Here is an 18,789-nt window from a genome sequence, read left to right as displayed (position 1 = left end):
AAGCGTGCTTTTTCTTTTCAAAAATGATATAATGAAAGCGTTTAATAGAATACTTATAAAAGGAGACTGACAATGACCTATCAAGAACAATATCAAACCTGGCTCAACTATACAGAGCTTCCTGACTATCTACAGGAAGACTTGCGCAATATGGATGAAAAGACCAAAGAAGATGCTTTTTATACGTCTCTTGAGTTTGGAACAGCTGGTATGCGTGGATTGATTGGAGCTGGTACCAACCGTATCAACATTTATGTCGTACGCCAAGCAACAGAAGGTTTGGCACGCCTTATCGAATCAAAAGGTCAAGAAGCCAAAGATAGAGGTGTTGCCATTGCCTATGACTCTCGCCACTTTTCTCAAGAATTTGCCTTTGACGCAGCTCGTGTCCTTGCTGAACATGGCATCAAGGCCTATGTTTTTGAAGAATTACGGCCGACACCAGAACTATCATTTGCAGTCCGTCATCTCCAAACAGTTGCTGGAATCATGATTACGGCGAGTCACAACCCTGCTCCATACAACGGTTATAAAGTATACGGTGAAGATGGCGGTCAAATGCCACCTGCAGATGCAGATGCTCTTACAGACTATATTCGCGATATCACAGATCCATTTGCCATTGCTGTAGCTGATTTGGAAGCTGCCAAAGAACGCAATCTCATCGAAGTTATCGGTGAAGCAGTCGATAGCGAGTACCTCAAAGAAATCAAAGATGTCAATATCAACCAAGACCTCATCAACGAATATGGTCGCGATATGAAGATTGTCTTTACACCGCTACATGGTACAGGTGAGATGCTGGCTCGTCGTGCCCTTGCCCAAGCAGGTTTTGAATCTGTCCAAGTCGTAGAAAGTCAAGCAAATCCTGATCCAAACTTCTCAACCGTCAAATCACCGAATCCAGAAAGTCAATCTGCCTTTGCCCTTGCTGAAGAATTAGGCCGTCAAGTTGATGCAGATGTCTTGGTCGCAACAGATCCAGATGCTGACCGCCTCGGAGTTGAAATTCGCCAAGCAGACGGTAGCTACCGCAACCTTTCTGGTAACCAAATCGGAGCCCTCATTGCCAAATATATCTTGGAAGCCCACAAACAAGCTGGCACCCTTCCAGCAAATGCAGCTCTAGCCAAATCAATTGTGTCAACTGAACTCGTGACCAAAATTGCAGAAAGCTACGGCGCAACTATGTTCAATGTCTTGACTGGTTTCAAATTTATCGCAGAAAAGATTCAAGAATTTGAAGAAAAACACAACCATACCTATCTATTTGGTTTTGAGGAAAGCTTCGGCTACCTTATCAAGCCATTTGTGCGTGACAAAGATGCTATTCAAGCCGTTCTAATTGTTGCTGAAATCGCCGCCTACTATCGCTCTAAAGGCTTGACCTTGGCAGATGGCATTAACCAAATTTTTGAAGAATATGGCTACTATGCAGAAAAAACTATTTCTGTCACCCTCTCAGGTGTTGACGGAAAAGCGGAAATCAAGAAGATTATGGACAAATTCCGTGGCAATGCTCCAACAGAATTTAACAAGACAGCCATTGCCCTCTTAGAAGATTTCCAAAAACAAACAGCTACTGATAAGGAAGGTAACGTCTCAGCATTGACAACTCCGCCAAGCAATGTCTTGAAATACACCTTAACAGATGATTCTTGGTTTGCAGTTCGTCCGTCTGGAACAGAGCCAAAAATCAAGTTCTACATTGCAACTGTTGGAACGGATATGGCTGATGCAGAAGCAAAAATCGCTGCTATTGAAGCAGAAATCAATGCATTTGTAAAAAAATAACACAAAAAAGAGGCAGTCGCCTCTTTTTGCTATACCTTTAAAATCAGGAAAAGTCCACCAGTAAGGAAGTGATTATTTTGGAAAAATAAGATAATGTATTATATGTTTCAGCTAGCTACCCTAACAAATTCATACCTACCTACACTTATCTATTTCGATTACAAACCGAATACTACAGTTCGTTCATTATTCTTTATACATACCACATGTAATCAATATAGGGCAGCTTGATTTGTGCAATGCGAGATTGAGAAGGAGACCCAATCTGTGTATAGTTAAAACATGGTGAACTTTTCCTCTTACGTCTTCTAGTCAAAGAAGACATTGTAAGCCTATTAATCCTACCCCCTCTTCACACCCCTATCATATCATTTTTGTAAAGCGTTTTCAACTATTTATATCCTCCAGAAAGAAATTTCATAGTTCCTCCTTTATTTCAGGCGTAAAAATTACTTATCCCGCCTCACCCAGATATGGAAAGGATGGTCACCATCCGTTGCAAGATCTTCTTGAAAAAGAAGTTGTTTCGATACAAAATCATAAAGCACCAAAGTATTATCGACCAAGACCAACACAGAATGCTCATTGAATTGCTGAATGTCTCTGATAGTACCTTCATTATCAAGCGCCAAGCCAAATTGACCTACATCAATAAACTCAGAAGTCTTATCTTGAAACTTAAAAAGACTAAAACCGAATCGTGGCGCCACAGTCCTATGTACAATAGCGCAATAATCACGCCCCAGGTCAAACAACTCTATGGGATAAATTTCTGGTAAATCAATCCAGTCCTCTTGTCCCGTCTCTGCATTATAATGAAAGAGACCACTCTCATTATATCGTCTTTCCTTGGTAGCCTTTAGCCTATATGCCGGAACGGCAATATAGACATCTGGTCCCTTTGCGATACTACTTGAATAAAAATAAGTCTTTTCCTCATCCTCTGGCAGTAACCTTTTACTCTCAAATTGATTTTCACCGTCATTTTTGACAGAAAAAGTATAGAGATAAGTAGAATAATTTCCATCCTCATCGCTACGAACATTTGTAGCAGCAAGATAAATCTTATCCCCATCAACTGAAAAATTTCCCCAATCATAGGTTCTTCAAATATATACTTACTCCTCTTCCTTGTATTGCTATCAAAAGATGCGAAAGATGTTTCATCGGTAGTAGCTTCTGAGGAATAATAATAATTAGGAGAAACACCCGATGAAGAAAAGGCGTAGTCGTTAGTCTTATGAAATACAATCTCACCTGTCTGAAAATCGAGGGAAATAATGCGACCAATTACACCATGAGGAGGGCCTTCTTCAGAAAAGACTAGGTATCTGTTCGCAAGATTAGCCCTTTGAACTACATTATTGATTTGACCTCTCACGATGTCTACCCTAGCATCTGATACCTGTTCCCACTTTTGATCCTGAACACGGTAGCCCTTCACTCCCTTATAGCCAACGATATAAAAGTCTGCATCAGACGATAGGGAAAATCTGTCTTTTTTGATAGACGAGCAACCTAGCAAACATGCAGAAGCCATCACAAGTAGATAGAGCATAATGATGAATTGAACATTAATTTTCCTCATCAGTATCACCTATTTCTAAATATGATTGATGTTTTTGGATTATTAACAAATTTTCCTAAGTGGATGGCGATCGCACCGGGAGCATTTGTATCAATATACTGATCAATCATCTCTTCTGCACGAACTTCATTCATATTCATCAATAGAGATAGAGAAATAAAAGCTAACATCATTAAAATTTTTTTCGTTTTCATACTAAATACTCCTACCTAAATGAATCAAACTAGACATTAAGTCATCATATTATCAAGTAAACCATCTGATATTCTCGCAGAAGATAATTTTCATGCAAAGGAAAACGCTTTCTATTTATAAAATATCATATTATAGGGTATTTTTCAAGTATTTATATGCTCTAATATAAATTTTTTTGCAATGATTTAGGTCAAGCTTTGTTTTCCAGCCAAGTAACTATCCCACATTTTTTGCTGTGGTTTAGCAAAGGGATAGCGATGAAAATCCTCAACTGAAATCCACTGGAGTTCCCGATTCTTTGGAAGAAAGCCTGCTATTGCGATTCCTTCTAGTAATTCAATCTGCCACTTGCGATGACTAAAGATATGTTGCACAGGTGCAAATCTTTCGGACTGCCACTCCACTTCTAATGGGTAGATTTTATGAAATTCCTGTTTAACATCTACTTGCGGACTAGCTTCTGCAACTTCAAAAAGAGAGAGCTGCGGAGGAATTGCCTCATCTTTCTCCACTAAAGGAAAAGACCAAAATCCTGCCAATAAGTTAGTCCCTTGATTTTTCTCTAACAAAAATTCATTTTTCTCATTGCGAATAATAAAGGCTTGATAGGTGACTGGAATTGGCTTTTTCTTAGGTGCCTTAATCGGATATTTGTCCATGGTACCGTTGAGATAGGCCGCACTGAAATCCTTAACTGGACTTTCTTCAGGTCTAGGATTGGTAGGAGATTCGATATCAGACCCCAAATCCATCAGAGCCTGATTAAAGTCCCCTGGTCGTTCTGGATCAATCAATTCTTCCATCATGGCCTGAAAAATCTTGCGGTTTGCAGGCACCCCAATGTCATGGTCTACCTCAAACAAGCGACTCAAAACCCGCATGACATTCCCATCCACAGCTGGTTCTGGTAAGCCAAAGGCAATACTGGCAATAGCTCCAGCAGTATATGGACCAATTCCTTTTAAACTCGCAATGTCTGCATATGTGGTAGGAAATCTGCCTTCAAAATCTGACACCATTTGCTGGGCAGCCTGTTGCATATTGCGCACTCGTGAATAGTAGCCCAAACCTTCCCAAAGTTTCAAAATAACTTCTTCAGGTGCAGATGCCAAATCCTGTATAGTCGGCAAGTGATATAAAAAGCGTTCATAATAAGGCCTGACCGTATCAACACGTGTTTGCTGTAGCATAATTTCTGACACCCAAATAGCATAGGGATCTCTAGTACGCCGCCAAGGCAGGTCTCGCTTATTTTCATCATACCAGTCCAGTAAGGCCTTGCGAAAGGCTACTATCTTTTCTTGTGGCCACATTTCAATGCCGTATTTCTTCAAATCAATCATAAGACCAGTATACCACAAACATTCCCACTCTCTCCAAAAGCTAGGCTTGAGAAAATGGATGTATCCTACTCTACATGAGCAAAGTCTATAAAAATGAGGTAGGAGTCATCTCTCCAACCTCATGAACCTCTATTTTTACATCAATCGTCAAGAAAGTAGGCACTGACAGCCTAGCCATTGACAAAATGGAGTTTTCAACCTCACGGCTGAATTTCACTCCTTATATTGATTAAGCGGTCTATCTGACTCTTAAATTTTAAAATTAGTCTACAAATTTTTCTCCCCCTCTTCTTGACTCATTTGCATATGATAGTAAAATCCTTTGGCCTGCATGAGCTGCTTGTGATTTCCTTGCTCTACGATTTTTCCAGCTACCATAACGAGAATCAGGTCAGCCGACTGAATGGTCGATAGGCGATGGGCAATGATAAAACTCGTTCTACCCTGCATCAAGCGTTCAAAGGCCTGTTGCACGAGAATTTCTGTCCGCGTATCGATAGAGGATGTCGCTTCATCTAAAATCAAAATTTTAGGCAAGTGAACAAAGACGCGAGCAATGGATAACAGCTGTCGCTGTCCTTGGGAAAGGGAAGCTCCGCCGTCAGTTAATTCCGTATCGTAACCTTGAGGTAGCTGACGAATAAAGAAATCCGCATTCGCAGCCTTAGCTGCTGCTACTACTTCATCACGTGTCACCTCGGGATAACCATAGGCAATATTTTCATGAATCGTTGCTGACTTAATCCACGTTTCCTGCAACACCATGCCAATCTGCCGTCTAAATTCTTCACGGCTATAGTGTGAAATAGGCACCTGATCCAATAAAATCTGCCCCTTATTCACCTCATAGAAGCGCATCAAGAGATTGATGACAGTTGACTTACCTGCACCAGTAGGCCCTACGATAGCAACTCTAGCACCAGCAGGGACAGTTATATTTAAGCCTTCAATCAAAGGCTGGTCAGGCTGATAGGAAAAATCGACCTCTTTAAATTGAATCTGACCAGCTACCGCTTCTTCTAGGAGTGGGGGCTTCTTTTCATCCTGTAGAGATTCTTGATTGACAATCTCAAAGAGTCGCTCCGCACAGACCAAGGCACTCTGCAATTCGGATAAGACAGAAGAAATATCATTAAAGGGCTTCGTATACTGACTAGCGTAACTTAAAAAGGTTGTTAGCTCTCCTACCGTAAAATTTCCTGTCATAATTCGAAGCGCACCCAGTCCAGCCAATAAAGCATAGATCAGAGCATTGATAAAACGCGTTGTGGGATTACTGGTTGCAGAAGCAAAAATCGCTGCTTGCGAATAGCGGGCATAAGCCTGATTGGAATGCCCAAACCGTGTCATAAACTGCTCTTGGGCATTAAAGGACTGAATCAAGGATAACTGACGAATGCTTTCTTCTAACAACTTGGTCTGCTGTCCACGAGACTCTGTTTGTTTCTGGTAATAGCCATAGCTTTTTTGGGCAATAAAGCGAGCAACAAATAGAGACAACGGAGTCAGCACAACGACCAGAATCATCAGGGTTCGATCTAGCCTTGCCATACTAAAAATCGTCATGAAAATCGTCATCATTCCAAGCAAAAATTGACTGAAAATCATAGTCAATCCATTGGTTAATTGCTCACTATCGCTCGAAATACGAGCAACCATATCTCCGATACTCTGCCGATCAAGATAGGCTAAAGGCAGGGAATGCATTTTTTCATACACCTCTTGACGCAATTCATTTATCAAACGAAAAATCAATTGATTAATGAAAAGTGGCAGACAGAATTGAACAAGCGTATTGGTTAGAATCACAAAAATCATGCTAAACAGCAAATCGCTAAAGAAAGCTGAATTCCCCTTGATGAAAACAGCATCAACAGCTTGACCGATTAAAACAGGTAGGTAGACCGATAAGATTACTTGAACGAGACTACCAAGTACAATCAACGAAAGATGAAGAGGTTGCCGTAACATACGAGACACAAGTTGTCTCAAACTACTATTAGACCCCATGAGACACCTCCTGACCATGTTGAGACTGGTCGATTTCTTGATAGATGGCACAAGTTGCCAATAAGTCCTCATGGCGACCTAAACCAACCTGTCTTCCCTGATCTAAGACCAAAATCTGATCTGCCTGTGCTAGGCTGTTTGTCCGCTGAGAAATCATAATCAGCAATCTGTCCGGTAAATGACTGATGGCATCCAATAATCTTCTTTCTGTCAAATAGTCCAAGGCTGATGTTGCATCATCTAACACCAAAATAGGAGCTTGTTGAAGAAGAGCCCGCGCAATGGTCAGACGCTGGCGTTGGCCTCCGGAAAAGTTGCGTCCAAATGCTTCGACGCTTGCTTCCAAACCACCCTTTTCAAGTACAAACTCCTTGGCCTGTGCCATTTCTAAGACCTTCCATAGGTCATCCTCAGAGGCAGACTGCTTGCCCAGCAAGAGATTCGAACGAATGGTTCCACTAAAGAGTTGGGCTTGTTGTCCTACCAAAGCAAACTGTTCTCGCCATTCTTTCAAGTTAACTGGCGAGTGCCCATCTGATTTAAAGAGAGAAAGATGCTGATGCTCAACTGGGTAGAGGTGCAACAACAGATCAACCAAAGTAGACTTTCCTGAACCCGTTCCCCCTATTATTCCCAAAAATTCTCCCTTTTTCGCACGAAAAGAAAGGGCTGTCAAGGCATTTTCTGCTGCTTTCGGATAGGCAAAGGATAAATCTTGGGCAACAAGAATCCAATCTGTTGAAATACTCGAATAAGAAAAAGGTTGTTCAATATCCTCTGATTCTTGTTCAAATACCTCGTTTATCCGGTCAGCGCTAATAAAACTCTGATTTAGCGTTGAAATGACCATGACCATTTTGACTAATTCCACCAAAATTTGTGATAAATAATTGATTAAGGCCACAAATTTTCCTTGATTTAACAATCCCTGACCAACTGCCAACCTTCCTTGGACAATCAAAACAAGCAAGGTTCCATTTACAACGAAAAAAGTTGCTGGTGAGAGAAAAGACGACCAAAAACCGGCTGTCAGCTGTTCCCGAGTATAGGTCTGGTTTAACTGCTGAAAAACGGTGATTTCGCGTAAGATTTGTCCAAAAGCACGAATTACTCGTATTCCCGTAAGTGTCTCTCTAACTTGCCCAACCAACTGATCCAAACTACTGCGCATTAAAGCATAAAACTTGCTTGCCATAACCGAAACAAACGATACGATTAAGAACAAGAGAGCAATCATCATCAGAAAATAAACTGACAAGCTCGGACTGATAGAAAAAGCCATAATCAAGGAACCAAACACAATAATTGGAGCTCTTAGGAAAAGGCGTAAAAAGATATTGATTCCTGTTTGAATCTGTAAGGTATCACTCGATAATCGTGTAAGTAAACTATCACTTGATAGCAAATCACGACTCGCTTTAGGTAAAGAAAGAACTTTCTTGTACAAATCCTCTGTCAATTCCTTGGTGTAGCCTACTGCTGCTTTAGCGGAATAATATTGGGCAATAACAGCCACAATCACACCGATAACTGCTAAAAGGACCAATAACAAAATCATAGCAATCAACTGACTGTGATTGCTATGAGGAATAACTGTATCAATAATAAAAGCAATAATAAGAGGAACTGCTAACTCAAAGCAGGCTTCTAAGAGCTTAAACAAGGGAGCTAAAATTGCTTCCTTCACATAGCCTCTTACATACTTCATAAATGGCTTCATCTTACTTTTCATTTTCCAATGCCTGGGCAGCCGTAATAATAGCCAATTTATAAATATCATCCGCACTTGATCCGCGAGACAAATCATTTACTGGCATGTTCAAACCTTGCAAGATTGGACCAATTGCATCAAACATTCCCAAGCGTTGTGCAATTTTATAGCCAATATTTCCTGCTTGTAAGTCTGGGAAAACAAAGACATTTGCTTGACCTGCTACATCACTATCTGGAGCTTTAATCGCTGCTGTAGCTGGCACAAAAGCTGCATCAAATTGCAATTCTCCATCCAGAGCCAAATCCGGTGCTAACTCTTTCGCAATGCGCGTTGCTTCAACCACCTTATCCACTTGTGGAGCTTTACCGCTACCTTTTGTAGAGAAGCTGAGCATAGCAACCTTAGGATCAATATCGAAAATAGCTGCTGTTTCTGCTGTATTGACAGCAATTTCTGCTAATTCCTGAGCAGTTGGGTCAATATTGATTGCACAATCAGCAAAGACATAACGCTCACTGGTATTTTCACGGTTCATCAAGAAGACACCTGATGTACGAGAAATACCTGGCTTTGTTTTGATGATTTGAAGTGCTGGACGTACTGTATCAGCAGTTGAATGAATCGCACCAGATACCATTCCATCTGCCAAGCCCATTTTCACCAGCATGACACCAAAGTAATTGACATCTCGTAACAACTTATCTGCATCTTCTAGTGTAGCCTTGCCCTTACGAACTTCTACAAATGCCTCTTTCATCGCTTCGAAATCTGCATACTCTTCCGGATTGATAACAGTGCATTGAGGATCTGCAAAACCGATATCAGCCAGTAAAGTGCTTACCTCTTCGGGATTTCCAAGAATAATTGGTTCTACCAATCCTTCAAATTTCAACCGTGCAGCTGCACGTACCACGCGCTCATCATTTCCTTCTGGAAAAACAATTTTAACTTGCTTTCCAACAATTTTTTCACGCAAACAACCAAATAGTGAACGAATTCCCATTTTCTTAACCTTTATAGCCCTTTTCATTTTCTTTATTACATCATTAACACGTCTTGCTTAACTCTAGTTATGCCTGCGTCATGTTACCCAGTAATAAATCCAAACAAAAGGCTATGTGTCTTTCTAATTTTTATTTTGCAAATTCATGATAACGCTTTTAAAGTCATTTGTCAAATCGCTTTCACAAATTAATTCTTTTTCTGAAAACGGATTAAAAAATCCGATGCGATGACAGTGTAATGCTTGCCGCTCTATCCCATGCTCCATACTGCCACCATACAGGTCGTCTCCCAATAAAGGAAAGCCAATATGCGCAAAATGAACGCGGATCTGATGCGTTCTTCCAGTATGCAACTGAATATCAACTAAGTGGATATCTCCCCAAGACTGAACGACTTCATAGGACGTATGCGCATACTTTCCAGTCGGCATCACACAACGTGTGATAATGCTATCTTCTGGGCGGCCAATAGGGGCGATAATCTCCCCTTTTTCTTCTAATGGACCGCTACCATAAACCAAGGCAAAATAACGCTTTTGAATCAATTTTTCCTGTAATTGTTTATCTAGTCTTGCATGTGCATAGCCGTGTTTAGCAAAGAGCATGAGACCTGATGTATCACGGTCGAGACGTGTGACGATATGCACCTGTTTATTTTCATATCCTTGTTCTAAATAATATCCCTTGACAAAATTGGCAATGGTTGACGAATGCAGAATACTTGGGATAGATGCAAATCCGGCTGGTTTATTGATAACCATAAAATGCTCGTCTTCATAGACAATATCTAAGGGATGAGAAATTGGCTCCAAACTTCCCGTCACATCTTCTTCGCTAGGAATATCGATACTCAAATGATCACCAATATCCAGTAAATAGGTCGCATTCTGCGGTTTTCCATTAACAATAATTGCGCCACCCTCGAACTTGATTTTAGCTAATAGTCCTTTTGAAACATCATGTTTTTTCAAAAATGTCTTAATTTTTACATGTTGATCCACAATGAATTCAAAGCGCATTACTCTACCTCACCAATAAAGGCATCTTTGACACGATTCCAAAAGCTAGTGTGGCTCGGAGTAGCTAGAAAATGAATTTTGCTATTGTCAATCTGGTATTCAATCCGATCAATATTATCATAAACAAAGGTCCGATTGTCAATCGATACCGAATAGCGATCATCATGTTTTGGCTCAATCATAATCTTGTCCTTTTTAGGAACAACAATGGAAGAACCCAAGGTCCGATAGACGCGATTGTTCAGACTGGCAACTTCTGCAATCTGCAATGCTTCAATGGTCGGGTGCAAAATAGCTCCTCCTAAAGATTTATTGTAGGCTGTTGAACCAGTGGGAGTTGACACCGAAATACCATCACCACGGAAACGCTCAAAAGGCACTTTATTGATAAAAACATCTGCAACCATAGTTTTTGATAAACGTTTAATAGTCGCTTCATTCAAGGCCCGCATGACAATATCTCGACCATTCATCAGCTTAATTCGTACAGTTAAAATCGGATAGGAAACACGAGCTCCTGTGTCTAATTTTAAATTATCAATCAGTTTATCAACTTCAAAATCGCGATAATCCGTATAAAAACCAAGGTGCCCTGTATGAATGCCGACAAAGCGAACACGATCCATCATTGCCTCGTACTTATGAAAAGCAGATAAGAGCATCCCATCTCCCCCAATTGAAATAACAATATCTGGATTTTTAGGTGTTAAAATAAATTGGGCTTCTTTTAATTTGGTCCACAACTCATTCATCACAGCTTGGCTCTTTGGGTTTTTACTGCTGAGCAGGGCGATTTTTTTTCTATCTGTATTCTTCATCTGTATCGTCGCTGTTTCCAACTCCGTCATTCAACTTGCGGTAGGCCGGGTCAAATAAGGCCTGAGCTTCTTGAATGTCATCGCGGATTTTGCGCATCTCCTCATCTAATTGATAAGCAATCTTAGCTGTAATTTCCAAGCGTTGCCTAATTTCTTCTGGAAAATTCCCCTTATACTTATAGTTTAAGGAATGTTCAATCGTTGCCCAAAAATTCATGGACAAGGTGCGAATTTGAATCTCAGCTAGTACTGTTTCATTTCCATTTATCGTATCAACTGGATACTCAATCACCACGTGGTAGGAACGGTAGCCTGATGATTTCATATTATTGATATAATCGCGTTCATAGACCACTCGCATATCTTTTCGCTTCCGTAGGATGTCAAGTACTTCTTCTACGTCATCAACAAATTGCACCATGATTCGTAATCCTGCGATGTCTTGCATGTCCTGTGCCAAATTTTCAAGCTGAATATGGCGTAGAGCCATCTTTTCCTTGATGGATTCAATCGGCTTCACACGTCCTGTCACAAATTCAATCGGTGAATGCTTATTTGCTTTTCTATATTGTTTACGAACACCGCGCAGTTTAATTTTTAATTCCCCAACCGCCTGAATATAAGGGTCTAGGAAGGCTTCCCAATTCATTTCCATACCTGCTCCTTTCTTGTCAAATACTAGTTTTTGTAATAGAATAACACAAGAACTATTATACCATACGAAAAGGTTTTATCCTATGAAAAAAAATCATTTAGAAATTGAATACAAAACGCTCCTGACGGCAGCCGAATTTCAACAATTACAGACAGAATTTACAGATGTTGCTCCTGTCCTTCAAACCAACTATTATATTGACACAGCAGATTTTAGCCTACGTCAACACCACTATTCCCTACGAATTCGCACCTTAGAAGACCGAGCAGAATTGACTCTTAAAATTCCACAAGACATCGGCAATCAGGAATACAACCAAGCCTTGCTACTTGAACACGCTCATCAACTGATTCAAAAGGTAGAGCTACCTGAAGGGGATATCTTGGACCTCATCACACAAACTGGAATTGCCCTTGAAGAGTTGATTGTTTGGGGAGATTTGACGACAAGACGCTATGAAAAAGTGACTCCTATTGGGCTGATGGCTCTTGATGAAAATAGCTATGCTGAGCAGACAGACTATGAATTAGAAGTCGAGGTAGAGGATGCTAGTCAAGGGAAAATGGCTTTTGAGGAGTATCTGAAACAGCGACAAATTGCCTTTAAATACGCTAAAAGCAAGGTTGCTCGGACAGCTGCCTGTCTGATGAGCAAGCCTTGAGTTCATAAACCAACGAATTCAAAAGAAATCTATCAGAATGTAGACAAACCTCACAATTCAGAAAAACATTACAATAATATTTAATTTTCTGTAGTTTTAAGGTTAGAAAATTTGCGAGCGTAGCGAGCACAATACCGCCACCTCCGCCGTGCTAAAAGTGGGAGTGAGACAAAAGTCGTGATTTCGTTGAAATCGATTATCCTCGCTCCTTTGTTTCTGGGCTCGGACTAAAATAATCCACTGGATTATTTTACTCCGAAGGAAGTCGCTGATGTCCGAAAGCACATGAGGATGGTGGCAATAAAAAGACTTTTTCTTCAAGCTGATCTATTTCTTTACTGAAAATTTTGGGATTTTCTGATAAAATAGAACTATCGAATAAAAGGAGTATTTCTGATCATGGTTCAACCGTATGGTGATAAACAAATTAAACTATTTTCTTTGAATTCCAACCGTGCAATTGCTGAAAAAATTGCTGAAGCATCCGGAATTCCACTTGGGAAAATGTCAACTCGACAATTCTCAGACGGAGAAATTCAAGTCAATATCGAAGAAAGTGTCCGTGGGGTGGATGTTTATATCATCCAATCAACTAGCTATCCTGTCAATAATCATCTTTGGGAATTATTGATTATGGTGGATGCATGTAAGCGTGCAAGTGCTCATTCTGTTACAGTCGTTATGCCTTATTTTGGCTATGCTCGTCAGGATCGTACAGCTGCTCCTCGTGAACCAATTACAGCAAAACTCGTTGCGAATATGCTGGTCAAAGCAGGTGTGGATCGTGTCTTGTCACTTGATTTACATGCTGTTCAGGTACAAGGTTTCTTTGATATTCCAGTCGACAATCTCTTTACTGTCCCACTATTTGCAGAGCATTATATGGAAAAAGGGCTGTGTGGTGAAGATGTTGTGATTGTGAGTCCTAAAAATTCTGGTATCAAGCGTGCTCGCAGCTTAGCAGAATACCTCAATTCTTCAATTGCTATTATCGACTATGCCCAAGACGATGCCGATCGTTCAGAAGGGTATATTATCGGAGATGTTGCTGGAAAAGCAGCTATCTTGATTGATGATATCTTAAACACTGGTCGTACCTTCTCAGAAGCAGCTCGAATTGTACAAGAAGGCGGAGCAACGGAGATTTATGCAGTTGCAAGTCACGGGTTATTTGCAGGTACTGCAGCAGAACTCTTAGATCAAGCCCCAATCAAGGAAGTACTCGTCACAGATTCTGTTGTAAGCAAAGAACAATTACCAAAAAATATTGCTTTTATTACCGCTAGTGAATTGATTGCAGACGCCATTATCCGCATTCACGAACGACGTCCAGTCAGTCCTCTCTTCGATTTTACAAATCCAAATACTGAAAACTAGGAGATTTCCTTGATTTATTTAGACAATGCAGCGACCACTTCCTTGTCGAAAGTTGCCCTTCAAACCTTCATGGATATTGCAACAGAATACTATGGTAACTCCTCTAGTATTCATTGGGCAGGACGAAAAGCAAACGCAATCCTCCGCCAAGCTCGAACAGATATTGCTCACATCCTAGACGCCAAACCGGAACAGATCATTTTTACCTCAGGGGGGTCAGAAGCTGATACCCTAGCTATCCAAGGTTATGCACTGGCAAATCAGCATAAGGGAAAACACCTCATTACAACCGCTATCGAGCACCATGCTGTCCTTCATACCATGGAGTATTTGCAGGAGCGGTTTGGCTTTGAGGTAACCTATATTCAGCCTATCAATCAAAGAATTTCCGCCCAGCAGGTGCAGGAAGCTCTGCGCCCAGACACTATTTTAGTTAGTGCCATGTATGCCAACAATGAGACTGGACTGTTGCTACCGATCAAAGAAATCGGCGAAATCCTTTCTCAACATCAAGCTATTTTTCATGTAGATGCTGTCCAAGCAATTGGAAAAGTCGCCATTTCACCGGAACAACTAGGAATCGATTTTCTCTCTGCTGCTGCCCATAAGTTTCATGGTCCAAAAGGGGTAGGCTTCCTCTATAGTCGTATCCCTAACTTTGACTCTCTGATTCACGGAGGACGTCAAGAGCAACAACACCGTGCAGGAACAGAAAATCTGGCAGGAATTGCAGCTATGGCAACAGCTTTAAAAGAACAAACAGAACAGCTAGAAGAACATTTCAACAGCGTCTCTGCTTTAAAAGATCACCTGATAAAAAATTTGGCGTCTTCTCATCATTATCTAAATGAAGCAGGACCGACACTTCCCTACGTTGTCAACATCGGTTTCCCCAATCAGCTTAATGAGCAAATGCTCATGCGCCTAGATCTCGCAGGTATCGCTGTTTCCAGCGGATCTGCCTGTACTGCTGGCGTGATTCAAAAGAGCCATGTCTTAGAAGCGCTATATGGAAAAGATTCACATCGCCTAAAGGAATCCATTCGGATTAGCTTCTCACCTGAAAATACCAAAGAGGAAGTGGACTTCCTCATCGACAAACTACATGAAATTATCGGAGGCATTTATTAATGGCTTTTACAACATCTGTAACGCTTAAAAACTGTGACTATACCTACTCTATTCACCCAGGTATCAAAAAATACACCTTGCGTGACAATACATTTGAACAGACTCAGGTTGGTAATTACCAATTAACACGTATGTTAGAAGAAATTCCCAACTCTAATCAAGGCTTTCTTCTAAAAATTATTATCAATAAAGATTTGACTGGTTTTAAAATCAATATTACAGACAAATCAGGTCTACATTTGGTCGATATTTTTAAAGCAGGTGGAAATACCGTTATCCAAGAAAAATTTTACTTCCTTATGGATAGCTTAGTTGACCGAGATATTTTCACAAAAGAAAGTACAAAAGCATGATTGAGCTGCGCTATCAAGATTCTTATCAGCAGATTCGCTCACAAACTTTTGAAAACTTTGAGGACCTACTGCTCTCTTTTTCAGGTTGCGTGACCCTTCCTGATCACCTAAAAGTACACTCAATCATTCAAGATGGTCGAGACTTAGGTTATCAAGGACCCATCGGCAATTTATATCGTTATCTCAAAACAATAGACCCGAATAATCACTAAAAAACAAGAATTTCTTCTTGTTTTTTCTGGTGTAATCTGTTGCATTTTTCACAAACTTTTACTAAAATAGAATTAATAATTAAAAGGAGTAAAAGATTGTGAAAAACGAAAAAAAATCCCCTATTCCCCGTGCCACTGCTAAGCGTTTATCAATCTATTACCGCATATTCAAACGATTTCATGCCGGAAATATTGAAAAAGCAAGTTCCAAAGAAATTGCAGAAGCTATCGGTATTGATTCTGCTACTGTTCGTCGTGATTTTTCTTACTTTGGTGAATTAGGACGCCGTGGATTTGGGTACGATGTCAAAAAATTAATGGATTTCTTCGCTGATATTTTGAATGATAATTCTATCACCAATGTGATGCTGGTTGGGGTCGGGAATATGGGGCGAGCACTCCTGCATTATCGCTTCCATGAGCGGAATAAAATGAAAATTGTCATGGCTTTTGAAGCAGATAATCACCCATCAGTTGGTACAATTGATGAAAATGTTCCAATCTATGGCATCTCAGAAATCGAAGAAAAGATAAAAGAAGCAAACGCTCAAACAGCTATCTTGACCGTACCAAGTACCAAGGCCCAAGAAGTTGCTAATGTCTTGGTCGCGGCTGGTGTTAAGGGAATCTTGAGTTTCTCACCCGTCAACTTATCTGTACCAAAAGATGTCGTCGTCCAGTATGTCGATTTGACCAGTGAATTACAAACCCTCCTTTATTTCATGAGAAAAGGATAATGTTATGAGTAAGCCAATTATCGGTATTTCAGCCAATGAATTTCTCAATACAACCGATGATACTGAGCCAGTTCTATCCTATGCTGCCACCACTTTTGTCAAAGCAATCGAATCTGCTGGAGGAATCCCTCTCATCCTGCCAATTGTCTCTGCTAATATGGCTCAAAGCTATATCAACATGATTGACAAGCTCATTTTGACTGGTGGACAGAATGTCCTTCCAAGTTACTATGGGCAAGAGCAGACCATTGACAGCGACAATTATCATAGCCAGCGTGATGACTTTGAACTTGCTTTGATTCAAGAAGCCATCAAACAGCAGAAGCCAATATTTGGTGTTTGTCGTGGGATGCAACTTTTTAATGTTGCCATGGGTGGTACCTTGCATCAATCCATCCCAAATCATTGGCAAACTACCATTTCTCATACACCTGTTCACTCAATTTACCTACAAGAAGAAAATCCACTGGCCACTGTCTATGGAAGACAACCGATGGTTAACTCTTTTCATAGACAGGCCTTAGATCAACTGGCTTCTGGTTTACAGGTGATTGGTCAAGCTGAAGATGGGACTATCGAAGCAACGATGATGACTGATAGAGCGCATTTCCTTGGCGTACAGTGGCATCCAGAACTTCTTTATTCTACTCGTACCGAAGAAAAAGCTTTGTTCGATTACCTCGTTAATGAATTTTAACAAAGCTCTCCTTCCTCACGAAAACTATAATAGGCTGATTTCGCCACAATCAAATGATCAAGTAAGACAAGTCCTAGCATCTCGCAGGACTTTTTTAGTGTCTCAGTAAATACCAGATCGTTTTTACTCGGCTGCACAGACCCAGAAGGGTGATTATGTACAACAATAATCGATGTAGCCATACATTTTACGGCATAATGCAAAATCTCCCTTGGTTCTGCAATACTTTTATTTACACTACCAATAAAAATAGTCTTTTGGCTAATAATTTTATTTTGTGTGTCAAGATAAAGAGCAACTAGATGTTCTTGCTTCTTATCGCCAATATCCTGCATCATTTTACGCCCTAATTTCTCACTTCCAAGCACACGATCTTGAAGTAAAATTTCTGACTGATTAATTCGCCGTCCCAACTCAATCATTGCCTTGATTTCTACAGCTTTAACACGACCAATGCCTGCTAATGTTTGCAATTCTTCAATAGACAAATCCCTTAAGGCAGCTAGATTTTCTAATTTGGCTAATAGATTATTTGATAGGATAGAAACTGGCTCTTTTTTTGTCCCCGTTCGGATAAAAATGGCTAATAATTCTTGATTGCTAAGACTTTCTGCGCCTACTTCCAATAAACGCTCCCGTGGTAATAGTGACTCTTCTTGAAACATAATTTGATACATATCTTCCTCCTCATTATATTTATTCGCAAAAAAGAAGGCATTTGCCTTCTTTTTTAAATTTGTACCTGATTATATTTTTTCTCAAAATGTTTCAAAATATCTTTTGGTGTCTCATTGTAAGGAACACTACTTTCTAGTTTTCCTTTGACAATGGTCCGCATGGTGGCTTCTAAATCCTCACAGGTCACAAGCGTAATCTCTGTTTGACCTTCCACATCATCAATAACCTCTACACTTTCAGGAGTCACCGACTGTACACTTGTCACAACATAGGTATAGACATTTTGCTTATCTGTCAAATAAATCTTCATACCTTCCTGTGCACGTTCAAGAGGTGAAAAGAGTGTTTCACTCGCTCCTGCTATTCCAAAAATATGATGACTAGCTAAGGAATAATTCCCCTGTCCCATTTCTTGGGTCTCTTTCATCGTTCCTGCCCCATACATCAAGGCAACATTTGATAAACCCTTAAAAATAGGGAGATTAACATTTAAATCAGGAATCGCAATTCCACCAATGACGGGGAGTTGCTGGGACTCCCATTGAGCTTTCAAAACAGCTTCTGTCGAGATGGATTGCACCTGCTCAAAATCAAAAGTTGTTTCTGCCTGCTTGTTCTTCTCGATATCTGCTTCTGTCACTTTAGTAACTTGGTAGCGATTGCTATTCCAAGCAATAATCATGTTGCGAATAGAAGTATTGAACATCAATGCGATTGCAATAAGGAAAAACATACCTGCTAATAAATTTCTCCAAATACCGCTTTTCTTTTTCTTACTAGAACGTCTACGATTACTCATAATC

Annotated in this window: 20 protein-coding genes; 8 read left to right on the top strand and 12 right to left on the bottom strand. The window is 40.3% G+C overall.

Going from position 1 to position 18,789, the window contains the following annotated elements:
* Positions 1-72 precede the first annotated feature (72 nt).
* The gene (locus A4H00_RS09125) at positions 73-1,794 is read left to right on the top strand and encodes a phospho-sugar mutase (RefSeq protein WP_067089948.1); all 1,722 of its coding nucleotides are present in this window, start codon (positions 73-75) and stop codon (positions 1,792-1,794) included.
* 449 nt (positions 1,795-2,243) lie between these two features.
* Here the strand turns inward: A4H00_RS09125 and A4H00_RS09120 are convergent, their stop codons facing one another.
* From A4H00_RS09120 to yjbM, 10 genes are all read right to left on the bottom strand, one after another.
* Positions 2,244-2,504, bottom strand: a complete 261-nt coding sequence (locus A4H00_RS09120) for a hypothetical protein (RefSeq protein WP_157771000.1) — start codon at positions 2,502-2,504, stop codon at positions 2,244-2,246.
* Between the two features lie 149 nt (positions 2,505-2,653).
* Positions 2,654-3,382, bottom strand: a complete 729-nt coding sequence (locus A4H00_RS09115; protein WP_067089942.1) for a hypothetical protein — start codon at positions 3,380-3,382, stop codon at positions 2,654-2,656.
* Between the two features lie 5 nt (positions 3,383-3,387).
* Positions 3,388-3,576, bottom strand: coding sequence for a hypothetical protein (locus tag A4H00_RS09110; protein ID WP_067089939.1), 189 nt, complete (start codon positions 3,574-3,576; stop codon positions 3,388-3,390).
* Between the two features lie 186 nt (positions 3,577-3,762).
* Positions 3,763-4,920, bottom strand: coding sequence for an A/G-specific adenine glycosylase (gene mutY, locus A4H00_RS09105; protein ID WP_067089936.1), 1,158 nt, complete (start codon positions 4,918-4,920; stop codon positions 3,763-3,765).
* Between the two features lie 267 nt (positions 4,921-5,187).
* Positions 5,188-6,930, bottom strand: a complete 1,743-nt coding sequence (locus A4H00_RS09100) for an ABC transporter ATP-binding protein (RefSeq protein WP_067089932.1) — start codon at positions 6,928-6,930, stop codon at positions 5,188-5,190.
* The gene (locus A4H00_RS09095; protein WP_067089928.1) at positions 6,920-8,650 is read right to left on the bottom strand and encodes an ABC transporter ATP-binding protein; all 1,731 of its coding nucleotides are present in this window, start codon (positions 8,648-8,650) and stop codon (positions 6,920-6,922) included. The genes A4H00_RS09100 and A4H00_RS09095 overlap by 11 nt, the downstream gene beginning before the upstream one ends.
* 1 nt (position 8,651) lies before the next feature.
* A complete protein-coding gene (pta, locus tag A4H00_RS09090; protein ID WP_067089925.1) occupies positions 8,652-9,647 on the bottom strand; it encodes a phosphate acetyltransferase in 996 nt (331 codons plus the stop codon).
* 123 nt (positions 9,648-9,770) lie between these two features.
* On the bottom strand, positions 9,771-10,667 hold the full coding sequence (locus tag A4H00_RS09085; protein WP_067089922.1) for an RluA family pseudouridine synthase: 897 nt from the start codon (positions 10,665-10,667) through the stop codon (positions 9,771-9,773).
* Positions 10,667-11,485 (bottom strand): NAD kinase, encoded by an 819-nt coding sequence (locus A4H00_RS09080; protein ID WP_067089919.1) that lies wholly within the window; start codon positions 11,483-11,485, stop codon positions 10,667-10,669. Before A4H00_RS09080 ends, A4H00_RS09085 begins: the two co-directional genes overlap by 1 nt.
* A complete protein-coding gene (gene yjbM, locus A4H00_RS09075; RefSeq protein WP_067089916.1) occupies positions 11,469-12,140 on the bottom strand; it encodes a GTP diphosphokinase in 672 nt (223 codons plus the stop codon). Before yjbM ends, A4H00_RS09080 begins: the two co-directional genes overlap by 17 nt.
* Positions 12,141-12,222: 82 nt before the next feature.
* On the opposite strand from yjbM, the gene A4H00_RS09070 reads away from it, so the two are divergent.
* The 7 genes from A4H00_RS09070 (at position 12,223) to A4H00_RS09040 (ending at position 17,308) form a co-directional block, all read left to right on the top strand.
* On the top strand, positions 12,223-12,801 hold the full coding sequence (locus tag A4H00_RS09070) for a CYTH domain-containing protein (RefSeq protein WP_067089913.1): 579 nt from the start codon (positions 12,223-12,225) through the stop codon (positions 12,799-12,801).
* 399 nt (positions 12,802-13,200) lie between these two features.
* Positions 13,201-14,178: a ribose-phosphate diphosphokinase gene (locus A4H00_RS09065; protein WP_067089910.1), complete on the top strand. Its 978-nt coding sequence runs from the start codon at positions 13,201-13,203 to the stop codon at positions 14,176-14,178.
* Positions 14,179-14,187: 9 nt separating this feature from the next.
* Positions 14,188-15,309 carry a cysteine desulfurase family protein gene (locus A4H00_RS09060; protein WP_067089906.1) on the top strand — a complete coding sequence of 374 codons (1,122 nt, stop codon included), beginning with the start codon at positions 14,188-14,190 and terminating at the stop codon, positions 15,307-15,309.
* Entirely contained in the window at positions 15,309-15,662 is a 354-nt protein-coding gene (locus A4H00_RS09055) for a DUF1831 domain-containing protein (protein WP_067089902.1), read from the top strand. The genes A4H00_RS09060 and A4H00_RS09055 overlap by 1 nt, the downstream gene beginning before the upstream one ends.
* A complete protein-coding gene (locus A4H00_RS09050) occupies positions 15,659-15,874 on the top strand; it encodes a DUF4649 family protein (RefSeq protein WP_067089898.1) in 216 nt (71 codons plus the stop codon). Before A4H00_RS09055 ends, A4H00_RS09050 begins: the two co-directional genes overlap by 4 nt.
* Positions 15,875-15,972: 98 nt before the next feature.
* Positions 15,973-16,611 carry a redox-sensing transcriptional repressor Rex gene (locus A4H00_RS09045; RefSeq protein ID WP_067089894.1) on the top strand — a complete coding sequence of 213 codons (639 nt, stop codon included), beginning with the start codon at positions 15,973-15,975 and terminating at the stop codon, positions 16,609-16,611.
* Between the two features lie 4 nt (positions 16,612-16,615).
* Positions 16,616-17,308: a gamma-glutamyl-gamma-aminobutyrate hydrolase family protein gene (locus A4H00_RS09040; protein WP_067089891.1), complete on the top strand. Its 693-nt coding sequence runs from the start codon at positions 16,616-16,618 to the stop codon at positions 17,306-17,308.
* Here the strand turns inward: A4H00_RS09040 and radC are convergent.
* Both radC and A4H00_RS09030 read right to left on the bottom strand, forming a co-directional pair.
* A complete protein-coding gene (radC, locus tag A4H00_RS09035) occupies positions 17,305-17,985 on the bottom strand; it encodes a RadC family protein (RefSeq protein WP_067089888.1) in 681 nt (226 codons plus the stop codon). The two genes, A4H00_RS09040 and radC, sit on opposite strands and share 4 nt — an antisense overlap.
* Positions 17,986-18,038: 53 nt before the next feature.
* Positions 18,039-18,785, bottom strand: a complete 747-nt coding sequence (locus tag A4H00_RS09030; RefSeq protein WP_067089884.1) for a class A sortase — start codon at positions 18,783-18,785, stop codon at positions 18,039-18,041.
* Between the last annotated feature and the right edge of the window lie 4 nt (positions 18,786-18,789).

Source organism: Streptococcus marmotae (assembly GCF_001623565.1).
Taxonomy (GTDB): domain Bacteria; phylum Bacillota; class Bacilli; order Lactobacillales; family Streptococcaceae; genus Streptococcus; species Streptococcus marmotae.
The sequence above is the reverse complement of the archived record's forward strand: the minus strand, read 5'-3'. Positions and strand labels throughout refer to the sequence as shown.